The sequence below is a fragment of the Loktanella sp. M215 genome (genome assembly GCF_021735925.1).
In the GTDB taxonomy this organism is placed as follows: domain Bacteria; phylum Pseudomonadota; class Alphaproteobacteria; order Rhodobacterales; family Rhodobacteraceae; genus Loktanella.
Window position 1 is genome coordinate 1403605 of record NZ_WMEA01000001.1, and the last position, 14247, is coordinate 1417851.

General features: G+C 62.5%; 15 protein-coding genes. 6 read left to right on the forward strand and 9 right to left on the reverse strand.

The annotated features are described in order from the left end of the window. Nucleotides 1-108 precede the first annotated feature (108 nt). Genes GLR48_RS06835 through GLR48_RS06845 form a run of 3 tightly spaced genes read left to right on the forward strand, consistent with a single transcriptional unit; the run spans nt 109 to nt 3452 of the window. On the forward strand, nt 109-1335 hold the full coding sequence (locus GLR48_RS06835; protein ID WP_237059993.1) for an amino acid ABC transporter permease: 1227 nt from the start codon (nt 109-111) through the stop codon (nt 1333-1335). 1 nt (nt 1336) lies between these two features. Beyond that, on the forward strand, nt 1337-2647 hold the full coding sequence (locus tag GLR48_RS06840; protein ID WP_237059995.1) for an ABC transporter permease subunit: 1311 nt from the start codon (nt 1337-1339) through the stop codon (nt 2645-2647). A 13-nt stretch (nt 2648-2660) separates the two neighbouring features. Then, nucleotides 2661-3452, forward strand: a complete 792-nt coding sequence (locus tag GLR48_RS06845) for an amino acid ABC transporter ATP-binding protein (RefSeq protein WP_272911380.1) — start codon at nt 2661-2663, stop codon at nt 3450-3452. An 82-nt stretch (nt 3453-3534) separates the two neighbouring features. On the opposite strand, the gene GLR48_RS06850 is transcribed toward GLR48_RS06845, so the two are convergent. From GLR48_RS06850 to ttcA, 6 genes are all read right to left on the reverse strand, one after another. Continuing rightward, nucleotides 3535-4035, reverse strand: a complete 501-nt coding sequence (locus tag GLR48_RS06850) for a SixA phosphatase family protein (RefSeq protein WP_237059997.1) — start codon at nt 4033-4035, stop codon at nt 3535-3537. 3 nt (nt 4036-4038) lie between these two features. Next, nucleotides 4039-4932, reverse strand: coding sequence for an acetylglutamate kinase (argB, locus tag GLR48_RS06855; RefSeq protein WP_237059999.1), 894 nt, complete (start codon nt 4930-4932; stop codon nt 4039-4041). A 65-nt stretch (nt 4933-4997) separates the two neighbouring features. Beyond that, on the reverse strand, nt 4998-6824 hold the full coding sequence (locus tag GLR48_RS06860) for a c-type cytochrome (protein WP_237060001.1): 1827 nt from the start codon (nt 6822-6824) through the stop codon (nt 4998-5000). 83 nt (nt 6825-6907) lie between these two features. Beyond that, nucleotides 6908-7558: a ribosome biogenesis GTP-binding protein YihA/YsxC gene (gene yihA / locus GLR48_RS06865; protein WP_237060009.1), complete on the reverse strand. Its 651-nt coding sequence runs from the start codon at nt 7556-7558 to the stop codon at nt 6908-6910. A gap of 66 nt (nt 7559-7624) precedes the next feature. Then, nucleotides 7625-9460 (reverse strand): membrane protein insertase YidC, encoded by a 1836-nt coding sequence (gene yidC / locus GLR48_RS06870; RefSeq protein ID WP_237060011.1) that lies wholly within the window; start codon nt 9458-9460, stop codon nt 7625-7627. Nucleotides 9461-9523: 63 nt separating this feature from the next. After that, the gene (ttcA, locus tag GLR48_RS06875; protein WP_237060013.1) at nt 9524-10366 is read right to left on the reverse strand and encodes a tRNA 2-thiocytidine(32) synthetase TtcA; all 843 of its coding nucleotides are present in this window, start codon (nt 10364-10366) and stop codon (nt 9524-9526) included. 98 nt (nt 10367-10464) lie between these two features. On the opposite strand from ttcA, the gene GLR48_RS06880 reads away from it, so the two are divergent. After that, complete coding sequence (locus GLR48_RS06880; protein WP_237060015.1) at nt 10465-11004, forward strand: DUF3833 domain-containing protein; 540 nt, start codon at nt 10465-10467, stop codon at nt 11002-11004. A 30-nt stretch (nt 11005-11034) separates the two neighbouring features. On the opposite strand, the gene yidD is transcribed toward GLR48_RS06880, so the two are convergent. Genes yidD through rpmH form a run of 3 tightly spaced genes read right to left on the reverse strand, consistent with a single transcriptional unit; the run spans nt 11035 to nt 11791 of the window. After that, nucleotides 11035-11256, reverse strand: a complete 222-nt coding sequence (yidD, locus tag GLR48_RS06885; RefSeq protein WP_237060017.1) for a membrane protein insertion efficiency factor YidD — start codon at nt 11254-11256, stop codon at nt 11035-11037. Then, on the reverse strand, nt 11253-11633 hold the full coding sequence (gene rnpA, locus GLR48_RS06890) for a ribonuclease P protein component (protein WP_237064416.1): 381 nt from the start codon (nt 11631-11633) through the stop codon (nt 11253-11255). The genes yidD and rnpA overlap by 4 nt, the downstream gene beginning before the upstream one ends. A gap of 23 nt (nt 11634-11656) precedes the next feature. Then, nucleotides 11657-11791, reverse strand: a complete 135-nt coding sequence (rpmH, locus tag GLR48_RS06895; RefSeq protein WP_072858510.1) for a 50S ribosomal protein L34 — start codon at nt 11789-11791, stop codon at nt 11657-11659. Between the two features lie 281 nt (nt 11792-12072). Between rpmH and GLR48_RS06900 the strand changes: the two genes are divergently transcribed. Together GLR48_RS06900 and GLR48_RS06905 are read left to right on the forward strand one after the other, a co-directional pair. Beyond that, nucleotides 12073-12825 carry a TVP38/TMEM64 family protein gene (locus tag GLR48_RS06900; protein ID WP_237060019.1) on the forward strand — a complete coding sequence of 251 codons (753 nt, stop codon included), beginning with the start codon at nt 12073-12075 and terminating at the stop codon, nt 12823-12825. A 2-nt stretch (nt 12826-12827) separates the two neighbouring features. Beyond that, the gene (locus GLR48_RS06905) at nt 12828-14246 is read left to right on the forward strand and encodes a dihydrolipoyl dehydrogenase family protein (protein ID WP_237060021.1); all 1419 of its coding nucleotides are present in this window, start codon (nt 12828-12830) and stop codon (nt 14244-14246) included. Nucleotide 14247: the final 1 nt, after the last annotated feature.

Consider the following 14247-nt stretch of genomic DNA (forward strand, 5'->3'; position numbering starts at 1 on the left):
CTTTCGTCATTCTGCCTGAAAAATCGTCAGAACGCTCGCCAGCGCGTGGTGCATCCGGGCCAACCGGAGCACTTTAAGAAGACTGGTACCGCCCGGGGAGAATTTAATATGTCATCGATGACGGATCATCCGCCACGCGAAAGCTTTCGTATCAGTCAGCTGATTTATGACACCCGCTATCGCTCGCTGACCATTCAGGTCGTGACGCTGATTCTGGTGTGTCTGGGAATCTACTGGTTGATCGACAACCTGCTGGCGAACCTGACGCAGCTTGGCCTGAAGCCGAATTTTGGATTTCTGGAGGCGCGGTCCGGCTACGATATCGGAACGGCCCTTATTCCATACACCAGCGCCAGCACTCACTTGCAGGCCGCTTACGTCGGCATCCTGAATACGCTGCTGGTCGCCGCACTCGGTGTCATTCTGGCCACGATCATCGGGGTTCTGGCCGGCGTCGCCCGCCTGTCAAAGAACTGGATCGTCAGCCGGTTGATGGCAGTCTACGTGGAAGGGTTCCGCAACGTGCCCCTGCTGCTGTGGATCCTGCTGATCTATGCCGTTTTCACCGAAGGCACGCCGCAGCCCAGTGCGTTCCGCCCGGTCGAAGGCGGCACGCCAGCCGCCTCGATGATCTGGAACAGCTTCGCCATCACCAACCGTGGTTTCTACATGCCCGGGCCGGTCTGGGGACCGGGGTCTATGGTGCTGGTTGCGATCTTCATCGCATCCATCGTCGGGGCCTTCGTGTATCGCAGCTACGCCAAGAAGGTGCTGTTCGACACGGGCCGTCTGTTGCCGATGGTCTGGCCGATGTTCGTCATCGCGCTGGTTCCCGTCGTCATTACCTACTTCGTGATGGGGCGTCCCGTTTCGCTGGATTACCCGGCGCTGGCCGGTTTCAACTTTCGCGGCGGCATCCAGATCAGCAACCCGCTGATGGCCCTGTGGCTGGCGCTGTCGCTTTATACCGGCGCCTTCATCACTGAAATCGTCCGCGCCGGCATCCTGTCGGTATCCAAAGGACAGTCAGAGGCCGCAGCGGCCCTTGGCGTGCGTCCCAATCGCGCGATGAGCCTCGTTATTCTGCCGCAGGCGATGCGGGTCATCATCCCGCCGCTGACCTCGCAGTATCTGAACCTGACCAAGAACTCGTCCCTCGCCATCGCCGTAGGTTATCCGGACGTGCGCGCCACGCTGGGTGGCATCACGCTGAACCAGACAGGCCGGGCGCTGGAATGCATGCTGCTGCTGGGGCTGTTCTACCTCGCGCTGTCGCTGATCATCTCTTTCGTGATGAACATCATCAACAATTCCATGAAACTGCAGGAGCGTTGAGATGAGCGATACACACGCACAGACCGTCGCCTTCGTCCGCGAGGGCATGATCGCCCAGCAGGAACCACCGGTAAAGGATTCGGGGCCCATCAAGTGGGTCAGGGAGAACCTGTTCCCCACGTGGCTGAACGCCATCATGACGGTCATCGCCCTTTACGTCATCTGGTATGTCCTGTCGGGCATCCTGCCCTGGGCTGTTGCGCCGACCTGGCATGCCACGTCGCTGTCCCAATGCCGCGAGATCCTAGATGGTCTGGGGCAGTCGACCGATCAGGCCTGTTGGGGCGTGATCCGGGACCGCTGGAACCAGTTGCTGTTCGGCTTCTATCCACAGGAGTATTACTGGCGGCCCGTCGTGGCGCTGGTCGTGTTGCTGGCTGGCCTTGCCCCGGTGCTATTCGGGACTTTCCCGCGCTGGTTCCTGGGCTTTTCGCTCGCCTCGCCCTTTCTGATCTTCATGCTGCTGTGGGGGGGGCCGATCTGGCTGCCGCTGATGGTCGCCCTTGGTTTCGTGCTGGGCGTCGTGGCGTTCCGCGCCGCCGACAAGGTCAACCCGATTGCCGGCGTGGTTGCGGCCATTCTGGTCCCGGTGCTGTTCTGGCTGTTCCTTGCCGGTCCCATCGCGGCGGCGCTGTCGGACGTTCTCCCCATCGGGCTGAACTCCGTCACGTCCAAGCAGTTCGGCGGTTTCCTTCTGTCCATCGTCATCGGCGTGTCGGCCATCGTGTTGTCGCTGCCGCTGGGGATCATGTTGGCCTTGGGACGCGCGTCCGACCTGTTCATCGTGACCAAGCTAAGCGTCGGGTTCATCGAGATCATCCGTGGCGTGCCGCTGATTGTCTGGCTGTTCACAGCGTCGCTGCTGCTGAACTACTTCCTGCCGCCGGGCACGAACTTTGACCTGACGCTGCGGGTCATCATCATGGTGACGCTCTTTTCGTCCGCCTATATCGCAGAGGTCGTGCGCGGGGGCCTCGCCGCCGTCCCCAAGGGACAGTATGAGGGTGCGGATTCGATGGGCCTGTCCTATTGGCAGTCGATGCAGCTGATCGTGTTGCCGCAGGCGCTGAAAATCTCGATCCCCGGTATCGTGAACACCTTCATCGGCCTGTTCAAGGACACGACGCTGGTGGTCTTCATCGGTCTGCTTGACCCGCTGGGCCTGACCAATTCGATCCGCGCCAGCACCGACTGGAACGGCATCTACTGGGAACTTTACGTCTTCATCGGCCTGATGTTCTTCATCGCCTGCTTCAGCATGGGCCGCTACTCACTGCATCTGGAGAAGAAACTCCAGCGCGAAAACCGTTAAGGGAGGCATGACAATGTCAGAGGCCGTCACAGACCGCACCGTCAATCGCAGCGCCATGCAGGTGAGCGACGAGGTCGCGATCGAAATCAACAACATGAATAAATGGTACGGCACGTTCCACGTGCTGCGTGACATCAACCTGACCGTCAACCGGGGCGAGCGGATCGTCATCTGCGGGCCGTCGGGGTCGGGCAAATCGACGCTGATCCGCTGCATCAACCGGTTAGAGGAACATCAGTCCGGCCAGATCATCGTGGACGGGACAGAGCTGTCGTCGGACCTCAAGAATATCGACAAGATCCGTTCAGAGGTCGGCATGTGCTTTCAGCACTTCAACCTCTTCCCGCATCTGACGATCCTGGAAAATTGCACGCTGGCCCCGATCTGGGTCCGCAAGACACCCAAGAAGGAAGCCGAAGCGACGGCGATGCACTTCCTTGAAAAGGTGAAGATCCCCGATCAGGCGTTGAAATATCCCGGCCAGTTGTCCGGTGGCCAACAACAGCGTGTCGCCATCGCGCGATCCCTGTGCATGAAGCCCCGCATCATGCTGTTCGACGAGCCGACGTCGGCCCTCGATCCGGAGATGATCAAGGAAGTGCTCGATACCATGATCGAGTTGGCGGAAGAGGGCATGACCATGCTTTGCGTCACGCACGAGATGGGCTTTGCCCAAGCCGTGGCAAACCGCGTGATCTTCATGGACCAGGGCCAGATCGTAGAGCAGAACGAGCCGAAGGAATTCTTCAATAACCCGCAGTCCGAGCGGACAAAGCTGTTCCTGAGCCAGATCCTCGGTCACTAGTGCCCGGTCACGGCAGGCCGCGGCTCCTTTGAGATACCTGAAACGAGAAGAAAGGGACCGCGCGCCGTAAGGTGCGCGGTCCTTACGGTTTGAGGTCGGCGGGGATGATGAACGAGAGGCAGTTGCCTGTCTCGGCTTCTGCCCAGGATGCGACGTCGAAGGAGATGACGGCTGTTGCGGCGGTCGGATAATCGTCGAAGCCGGAATGGCTTGGCCGATTGCTGACCAATTCGGAGGCCAGATGACCGATGCCGGGGTTATGGGCGCAGACCAGCAGCGTGTTTGCCGTTTGTTTGCGGATGACTCGCCGGATCGTGTCGGCGGATGCATTATAGAGCATCGGCAGCAATTGCGTCTGCACGTCCTGCCCCAAGTCGCCAATGACGTCTGCAATGGTCTGAACTGTCCGTGCGGCGTCAGAGCTGAGGATCAGGTCCGGGATGTGGCCGTGCGCGGCAAGCCACGCGCCTATGGCCGCTGCGTCACGGTGGCCGCGTTCGGTCAGGGTGCGGTGGTGGTCCGGCAGGGAGGGATCGCCCCAGCCGGACTTGGCGTGTCGCAGCACGATCAGGGTCAGGGTCATCTCCTAGTCCTGACGCGACTTGACCCGCGACTCCGTGGACCTGATGATCGATCCTGCGCCGTGTTCGGTGAACAATTCCAGCAGCGACGCATTGGGCAGCCTGCCGTCGAGGATCACGACGGCGCGCACACCTTCTTCGATCGCCTTCAGTGCCGTTTCGACCTTGGGGATCATGCCACCGGCGATGGTGCCGTCAGCGATCATGGCACGGATCTGCTCGGGGTTCAGCTGGGTCAGGACCTCGCCATTCGCGTCCTTGACGCCGGCAACGTCGGTCAGCAGCAGCAGGCGGTCCGCTTTCAACGCACCGGCGATGGCACCGGCAGCGGTGTCGCCGTTCACGTTGAAGGTTTCCAGCATGTCCATACCGGTCGCCACCGGGGCTACAACGGGAATGATACCGGCGCCGTAAAGGTCGCGCAGCACCTGCACGTTCATCTCGACCGGGCGACCGACGAAGCCGAGCTCCGGATCATCCGCCTCTGCCACCATCAGGTCGTCGTCCTTGCCGGACAGACCGACCGCGCGACCGCCCTCGTCCATGATGGCCTGCACAATGCGTTTGTTCACAAGGCCGGTCAGCACCATTTCCACGACTTCGACGGTCGCCTGATCGGTGACGCGTTTGCCGCGGATGAATTTCGATTCGATCCCGAGTTTCGTCAGCATCTCGTTGATCATGGGACCGCCGCCGTGGACCACGACGGGGTTCATGCCAACCTGTTTCATCAGGACGATGTCGCGGGCAAATTCGGCCATGGCATCGGCGTCGCCCATGGCGTTGCCGCCGAATTTCACCACCACAACGGCGCCGGAATAGCGTTGCAGATACGGCAGTGCCTCTGACAACGTGCGCGCCGTGGCGATCCAGTCTCGGTTCATGTTCTGCGTCCTCATGGCTATCCCCCGGGGCCTTGTCGCCCCAAGGGATAGCGGAGGTCCGTCAGGCGCTCAAGCGGCGATCACTTGGGCAGCGGCGCCTGCGCTGCGAACCACGCCGCCACGTCGTGGCGTTCGTCGACGGTCATGTCGCGTGCGATCGCGTGCATCGGGCTGATGGTGTCGAGGTCGGCGCTCTTTTCGCTGCCCAAGGTCTGCAGGCGATCCTGGATATAGCGCGGGGCCTGCCCCTGCAGCCGCGCGATGATCGGCAAAGCGGCGGTCGGTTCGGCACCGTGGCAGGTCAGGCAGGCGGGAATGTTCTTCTCTGGGATACCGGCAGAGGCGATCTGGCCCCCCGTGGCGATCTCTTCCGCCGTGGCAAAGACGTCCTGCGGTGCGGGAGAGGGCAGGGCGGCCGGTGTGCCGAAATACTGCGCGAGGTCAGACATGTCCTTGTCCGACAGCTTCTCGGCCACTTGCCGCATCCGCTCTGCCACGCGATTACCGCCCTTGAAGGCATGCAATTGCTGGTCGAGATAGGTCGCCGTCTGCACCGTCAGGTTGGGATATTCGCCGGACGGGCCGCCGATGCCAGACACGGTGTGACATTCCTTGCAGACACCTTCGACCAGTTGCTGTGCGTTGGCCTGATCCATTGGCTGCAAGGTAGAGACGGGTGCCGCACTGCCGGGCGTCTGTTGCGCGAAATAGGCAGCCAGATCGGCCCGCTGTTGGGGGGCGAGGGATTTTGCGATCCAGTGCATCGGCTGCCACGCGCTGGCACCCGATCCGGTCCAGTTTGGCCCGGCGAAGGCGTCCAGACGATGCCGCAGGTAGGAGGATGACTGACCCGCGATGGGCGGAATCGTCATGCCAGCAGCAGCTTGCACGTTCTGGTGGCAGGTATAGCAGGCTGGCAGCGCCTGGTCCGGCAGACCGGCGGTGGCGATGATCTGACCTGCTGCCGGATCGCCGACTGCGGCCTCTTCCCGCGGAGAGGCGACATCGGGCAGGCTGGCATAATACGCGGACAGTCCCGTGATCTGTTCATCGGTCAGGCTTGCCGCCACGGTCGTCATGATGCCCGAAGGCCGCGTCCCGTTGGCGTATTCGTGCAGCGCCTTGCTGATGTAGGCGGCTGAGGGGACGGTCAAATTCGGGGCCTGGCCCAGCGTGGCGTCGCCGCTGCCGTTTTCGCCGTGGCATGCGGCACAGGTGGCGATGACGTCACCGTTGGCTGCGTATTCGTGCCAGCCGGTGCCGGGGCTTGCGTAAAGGTATTCCTCCATCGGCGGGGCCTTGATGCCGACGTTCAGGTCGCCCAGCTGATCGGGCGCGTTGAAGGCCAGTTCCGCTGCGCCATCGGGCAGAGCGCGGCGGGTGGCGTCCATGTATTCGGTATTGGTCATGGTCGGCAGCGCGCGCAGGAAGGCGACGACGGACCAGATTTCATCGAAGTTCTGGCTGGCGGGCCACGCCGGCATGGCCGAAAAACGCACCCCATCGCGCAGGATGACGTAAAGCTGTTCGTCGCTGAACTGTTCGACGACGGCCGCCAGATGCTGCGGACGGGGGCGCATCGACAGGGCGATCGGGCTTTGCCCAAGATCCGGGCCGCCGTGGCAGCTGGAGCAGACGTTAGCGTAATGCTGGATGCCAAGCGCGACACGGGCCGGGCTGTCCAGATCGGCGGGGACTGTGACATCGCTGCCGGCGTTGGCGGTCGAGCGCTTGAAGGTATAATGCAGCATGGCGGTCGTGATTGCCATGTGCGGCGGCCTTGCCGAAATCGTCACGAGCCCGAGGCTGACGACTGCGGCGCCGATGACGCCACCGATCACCGCCAGTCCGGCAAAGACCCCGGCGATCCATTTGATGACGTGCCAGCTTGGTGCCTTAATCTGCATACCGTAACCCTCATTCAGCGACGTGTGATATGATGAGTCTGACGGTAGTGTAGCGTCGCTCCCTGAAAAGGGGGGTGCGACGTTTATGCTTCGATTGTCGCAATGACGGCGCGCAGCGTCTCGATCCCTTCGCCCTTTTCAGAGCTGGTCAGGATCAGTTCCGGATAGGCTGCGGGGTGCTTGGCAAGTGCCGTCCGCGTGGCGTCGAGTGCTGCGTCGAGCGCTGCGCCCTTGACCTTGTCGGTCTTGGTCATGACGACCTGAAAGGTCACGGCAGAGCGGTCAAGCAGGGTCATGATTTCTTCATCGACCGCCTTGGCGCCGTGGCGCGCGTCGATCAGCACGAAGACCCGGCGCAGGGTCGGGCGGCCTTGCAGATAATTTTTCAAAAGTGCCTGCCACTTGGACACCACTGCCACCGGCGCATTGGCAAAGCCGTAGCCGGGCAGGTCGACGACATAAAGATCGCCCGCGGTGAAGAAGTTGATTTCCTGCGTGCGGCCCGGGGTGTTGGACGCCCGCGCCAACCCCTTGCGTCCGGTCAGTGCGTTGATCAGGGACGACTTGCCGACATTGGACCGGCCGGCAAAGCAGACCTCCAGCCGGTCAGCCGGGGGCAGGCCGTCCATCGCGACGACGCCTTTGACGAATTCCGTCTGGCCCGCAAACAGCAGCCGCCCCTTTTCGAGGGCGTCGTCGTCGGGAGTTTCAACCGGGGGAAAGCGCAGTTCCATGACGGACCCTTTCAATGCGAAGGGGGCGGTCAGCCCGCCCCCGTACGTGTCAGTTATGCCAGCGGCCTACTTGCCCTTTGGCTTCTTGCCGCTGTTGGCAGCGACAGGTTCGCCCTTCTTGCGGCTGAAGGTGCCCTTGATGTTACCGAACACGTCCGGCTTGGCACCATGGCTGCGCATGATCAGATACTGCTGGGTAAAGGTGATCGTGTTGTTCGTGATCCAGTACAGCACCAGACCCGACGCGAACCGCCCCAGCATGAACATGAAGACCCAAGGCATCCAGGCAAAGATCATCTTTTGCGTGGCATCGGCAGGGGCCGGGTTGAGGCGCTGCTGCAGCCACATGGAAATGCCCAGCAGGATCGGCAGCACGCCAAGGCTGATGATGTGGAAGGGCGATGTGATGCCCGGCGTGGCATATGGCAGCAGGCCGAACAGGTTCAGGATCGACGACGGATCGGGCGCCGAAAGGTCCTGGATCCAGCCGATCCACGGTGCGTGGCGCAGTTCAAGCGTGACGAAGATCACCTTGTAAAGCGAGAAGAAGATTGGGATCTGGATCAGGATCGGCAGACAGCCCGCCGCCGGGTTCACCTTGTTTTCCTTGTAAAGCTTCATCATGCCGGTCTGCAGCGCGGCCTTGTCGTCGCCGCTGCGTTCCTTCAGCTTCTCCATCTCGGGCTGAAGCTCCTTCATCCGGGCCATGCTGACGTAGGACTTATAGGCCAGCGGCAGCACGAGCAGCTTGAGGAAGAACGTCAGGCCGATGATGGCAAACCCCATGTTGCCGATCAGCAGGTTCAGGTGGTGCAGCACCCAGAAGATCGGCTTGGTCAGGAAGAAGAACCAGCCCCAGTCGATGCTGTCGATGAAGCCTGTGACGCCGGCCTTTTCATAGTCGCCGATCGTCTCCCACTCCTTGGCACCGGCGAAAAGCTGCGTCGTCACCGACGCGGTGGCACCGGGGGCGACGGACTGCGGTTCCTGCACGGCTTCGGCCTGAAAGATGTCGCGGCTGGGGAAATACTTGGCGGTGGACCGGAAGGGGACGGACTGGTCGGGGATCAGCGTCGTCATCCAGTAGTGGTCGGTATACCCGATCCAGCCGGCGCTCGTGACGTCCTGACGCTCGGCGTTGGTGCCTTCGTTCGGATCGACGGCGAAGTCGACCATGTTCTTGTACTTGACCTCTTCCAGCGTGCCGTCGGTCATGCGGACAAGACCTTCGTGCAGGATGAAGAAGTTCTGCAGGTCGGAGGGCATGCCTTCCTGACGCAGCAGGCCGTAGGGGCGCAGGCTGACGGCGGCGGCGCCGGTGTTCTCGACGCTTTGGTCGACGCTGAACATGTATTTGTCATCGACCGAGATCGTCGTGCGGAAGATCTGGCCCGCGCCGTTGTCGTAGGCCAGCGTGACCGGGGTCTCTGGGGTCAGCGTCTCGCCGTCTTCCACCGTCCACAGGGTATCGGGACCGGGCACCGCATCGGCAGCAACGCCATCCACGGCGGCCCAGCCGAAGGACGCGAAATAGGCGTCCGGCGTGCCGGAAGGGGAGAGCAGCGTCACGGTCGGCGAGCTGTCGTCGATCGTCTCGTGATACTGGGTCAGCTTCAGGTCGTCGATGCGACCGCCAAGCAGCGAGATCGTGCCGCTCAGTTCCGGGGTCTGGATCGTGACACGGGGCGCTTCGGTAGCGGGTTCGTTGGCGACCGCATCGGCAGGTGCTGCGATGCCGCCTGTCGTGGTGTCTGTCACGGGCGCCGTGGCGTCCTGCTGTTCCTGCACCGCGTCCAGCGTCGCGGGGGCCTGCGCCTCTGGCGGGAACAGGAAGGTCCAGACGATGATGACCAGCGTGCTGAGCACGAGGGCCAGGATCAGGTTCTTGTTTTGATCTTCCATACGTCGGGACCGTCCGTCTGTGAAAACTGGTGGGGTTGCTTCAAACCGCGCAGGCCCCAAAGGTCAAGGGGATTCCGGGTCATTGTGATCCAGTGTCAAGCCCGCAAAATCGAACAATGCCGGGTCCAGCAGGTGGCTGGGGCGTGCGTTCATCAGTGCGCTGAAGATTTTCTGCCGCCGACCGGGGCTGTTGGCCTCCCAGCCGTCAAGCAGGCGCTTGATCTGCTGGCGCTGCAACCCGTCCTGGCTGCCGCACAGGTCGCAGGGAATGATGGGATAGTTCATGTCGCGGGCAAACTTCTCGCAATCCGCCTCTGCCACATGGGCCAAGGGGCGATAGAGGAACAGGTCGCCTTCGTCGTTCTTGAGCTTCGGCGGCATGGTGGCCAGCTTGCCGCCGTGGAAAAGGTTAAGAAAGAAGGTCTCGAGGATGTCGTCGCGGTGATGGCCCAGCACGACGGCGGTGCAGCCTTCCTCGCGTGCGATCCGGTAGAGGTTCGCGCGGCGCAGGCGCGAACACATCGTGCAAAGCGTGCGGCCCTGCGGCGTCTTGTCCATCACGACGGAATAGGTATCGCGATATTCGATGCGATGCGGGACACCCATCTGCGTCAGAAAGGCAGGCAGGACGGTCGCCGGAAAGTTCGGCTGACCTTGGTCGAGGTTGCAGGCCAGCAGTTCCACCGGCAGCAAGCCACGCCATTGCAACTCGTAAAGGATTGCCAGCAGAGTGTAGCTGTCCTTGCCACCCGACAGGCAAACCAGCCATTTTCCGCCCGGTGCGATCATGCCATAGCGGTCGATGGCCTCGCGTGTGTCGCGTACCAGTCGCTTGCGCAATTTCTTGAAGGCGACCGTATCGGGCGCACCGTGAAAAAGCGGATGGATGTCGGAGTCATCAAGCATGGCGCATCACCTACTGCCACATGGGTCGAAACCCAAGTGAAATTGCACTGGTCGCGGCTGCGCGCAAGCCTAAGTGATCGTCGAAAGAGGTACCACACATGCGCTATGCCCTGTTGATCGCATTTTCCTTGCTGGCCGCCTGCACCGGCAAGCCATCGTTTCAGGATGCCAGCCTCAGTGACGCCAAACTGAACCTCGAAGACTTTTTCGATGGCGATCTGGTAGCCTACGGCCAGTTCCAGGATATCCTCGGCACCGTGCGCCGCAGCTTTGTCGTGAATATCCACGGGGACTGGGACGGTCGCATCCTGACCCTGACCGAGGATTTCGTTTACGAGGACGGTAGCACCGAACAACGCGTCTGGTCGCTGACCAAGACCGGCGACGATACGTGGACGGGCACCGCGCCCGGTGTCATCGGCACGGCGCAGGGGCGTGAACAGGACAACCGGTTCAACTGGACCTACGAGATTGACTTGCCTGTACCGTCCGCAGACGGCACGTCCAAGACGATGCGCGTCACGTTCGATGACTGGATGTGGCTGCAGACCGATACCCGCCTGTTCAACCGGGCCTATATCAAGCGGTACGGGATCGACATCGGCGACGTCAGCATCTCGTTCGAAAAGCAGCGCTAGCGGATTTTTCGACGAAAAATCGCCCGAGGCCTAGTCCGGAACGTTATCGATTCCCGATCCACCCCAGGGATGGCATCGACCGATCCGCCGCAGTGTCAGCCAGGTGCCGCGGATCGCGCCGTGCCGCTGCAACGCCTCCAGCGCGTAGGCGGAACAGGTTGGATGAAACCGGCAACCATGACCAACCCACGGCGATAGCAGCAGGCGGTAGGCGCGCACCGGCAGGGCCACAACGTGAGCGAGCGGCGTCACTGGTGGACGCGGTCCAGCGCGCGGATCAGATCGGACTGGAGTTGGGGAAAGGACAGGGTGGCCGTCGTTTGCGGACGACCGACAAGGACATAATCCCATCCGGCCCGGCCATGCACAGGCAGGATAAGGCGCGCGATCTCGCGCAGACGACGCTTCGCCCTGTTCCGGGCAACGGCATTGCCAACCTTCTTGGAGCAGGTATAGCCCACACGCATCATGTCACTGCCATCGTCGCGCGGGCGACCCTGCAGATGGATGCCGGGTGTGCCTTGCCTGCGGCCGTGACTTGCGGCAATGAAGTCACGCCGCTGCGTCAGGACCTGCGGACACGACAAAACCGCCGGTTCACCCTGATCGGGTCCATCCGGCGGTGTCATGTCGGTCATCGTCAAGTCGGCGCTTACGCGCTCAGCTTGGCCCGGCCCTTGGCGCGGCGGGCGTTGATGATCTTGCGGCCAGACGGCGTCGCCATACGGGCACGGAAACCGTGACGGTTCTTGCGGACGCGGTTGCTGGGTTGGAACGTGCGCTTCATCGCGTGTCCTCCGGTTCGGGGGCCAAACCCGGGTTTGGATTCGAGGCCCATCATTCATTCAGACCTGCCCTTTAAGTGGGGCACCGGTCTGTGTCAACGCCGACCTGCGCGAAGATGTGCGGCGAGACCCACTTTCCACTCGCCTGAATTGTTACAGTTTACGCCCCAGGGGCGATTTGAAACGCCGATCCGTTCAATGCCCCGTGAGACGGCTACCCACGTGCGCCGCGCTGCGCCATGTAAGACGCCTGACACAGGCCCGCACGGCAGAAAGAGTAACGATGTCCGACGAGAGTTCCCCGAACCCCTTCCTGCGCCGCCTGCCCCTGATCGGGATCGTCGTCGTGGCGGCGCTCGGGGCCTATTTTCTGCGTGATTACCTCAGCTTCGATGCGTTGCGCCAGAACCGCGAGGCGCTGCTGGCGTTCCGCGATGCGAACTATCTGCTGTGCGTGCTGGGCTTCATCGGGGCCTATGCGGCCATTGTCGCCTTCAGCCTGCCGGGGGCCACGATCGCCACGCTGACGGGCGGTTTCCTGTTCGGCAGTTTCCCCGCCGGGTTCCCGGTGCTGCCCGGTGCGATCTATAACGTCGCGGGTGCGACCATCGGCGCGATTCTACTGTTTCTGGCCGCGCGCTGGGGCCTTGGCCAGACGCTGGCCAAGCGGATGGATGCCAGCGATGGCGTGGTCAAGCGGATCAAGGACGGAATCGACGACGAGGGGAATCAGTGGTCGATGCTCTTCCTGATCCGGCTCGTGCCCGCCGTGCCGTTCTTTGTCGCCAACCTCGTACCGGCGCTGGTCGGCGTGCCGCTCTACCGCTTTGCGGTGACGACATTCCTTGGCATCATGCCGGGGGCGGTGGTCTATACATCGGTGGGGGCAGGGCTTGGCGAGGTCTTTGCCAAGGGCGAGACGCCGAACCTCGGCATCATCTTCCAGCCCGCGATCCTGCTGCCGATCCTCGGGCTGTGCCTGCTGGCGGCACTGCCGCTGCTTCTCAAGGCCGTCCGCGGCAAGAAAGGTCTGTGAACATGAACCGCATCAAAGCTGACGTCTGCATCATCGGGGCCGGGTCCGCGGGCCTGTCCGTCGCCGCCGGGGCCGCGCAGATGGGGGCCTCGGTCGTCCTGATCGAAGGGCACAAGATGGGCGGCGACTGCCTGAATTACGGCTGCATCCCATCGAAGGCACTGATTGCCTCGGCCAAGCATGCCCACGCGGGGATCGAAAACGCGCCCTTCGGCGTCGCAGAGGTCTGGCCCGACGTCGACTATGCGGCCGCCAAGGATCACGTCCGCCGCGTGATCGACACCATCGCCCCCGTTGACAGTCAGGACCGTTTCGAAGGGCTGGGCTGCACGGTGATCCGCGAGAATGCCCGCTTCATCTCGCAAACCGAGGTGCAGGCGGGCGACACTGTCATCACTGCCCGGCGATTCGTGGTGGCCACGGGCTCCGGCCCTTTCGTGCCGCCGATCGACGGGCTGGACATGGTGACCGTCCATACGAACGAGACGATCTTCGATCTGCGAGAGCGGCCGGACCATCTGCTGATCATCGGAGGCGGCCCGATCGGGATGGAAATGGCGCAGGCGCACCTGCGCCTTGGCTGCAAGGTCACAGTCATCGAGGGTGCCAAGGCGATGGGCAAGGACGACCCCGAACTGGCCGCCATCGTTCTGGACCGCCTGCGCGCCGAGGGCGTCGAGATTGTCGAGGATGCCCAGGCCAGCCGGGTCAGTGAAGGCGACGGCACGATCACCGTCCACACGCCAAAAGGTGACTTTACCGGCTCTCACTTGCTGATGGCGGTCGGTCGCGCGGTGAATGTCGAAGGGCTGGACCTGGAAAAGGCCAAAGTCGCCTACGACCGCAAGGGATTGAAGGTGGATGCGAACCTGCGCTCCGTCTCCAACAAGAAGGTCTACGCTGCAGGCGACGTAGCTGGCGGCCTGCAATTCACCCACGTCGCAGGCTACCACGGCGGCCAGCTTGTCCGCGCCCTGATGTTCGGCCTGCCGGCCAAGGCGCGCACCGACCATATCCCTTGGGCCACCTATACCGACCCCGAACTGGCGCAGGTCGGCCTGACCGAAGCGCAGGCGCGCAAGAAGCACGGGGCGAAGCTGACGGTCGTACGGTCCGACTACGCCGACAATGACCGCGCAAATACCGAAGGCCGCACCACCGGCCTGATCAAGGTCATGGTCGTTGGCGGCAAACCTGTCGGCGCCTCCATCGTCGGCCATCTGGCGGGCGAATTGATCGGCCTGTGGGCCGTGGCGATTGCGAACAACCTCAAGATGACGGCGATCAGCAATACCGTTCTGCCGTATCCGACCTATATGGAATTGAACAAGCGGGCGGCTGGGGCGTATTTCAGTCCCAAGCTGTTCGACAGCGCCATGGTGAAAAAGGTCGTGGGTCTGGTGCAACGCTGGATCCCGTAAG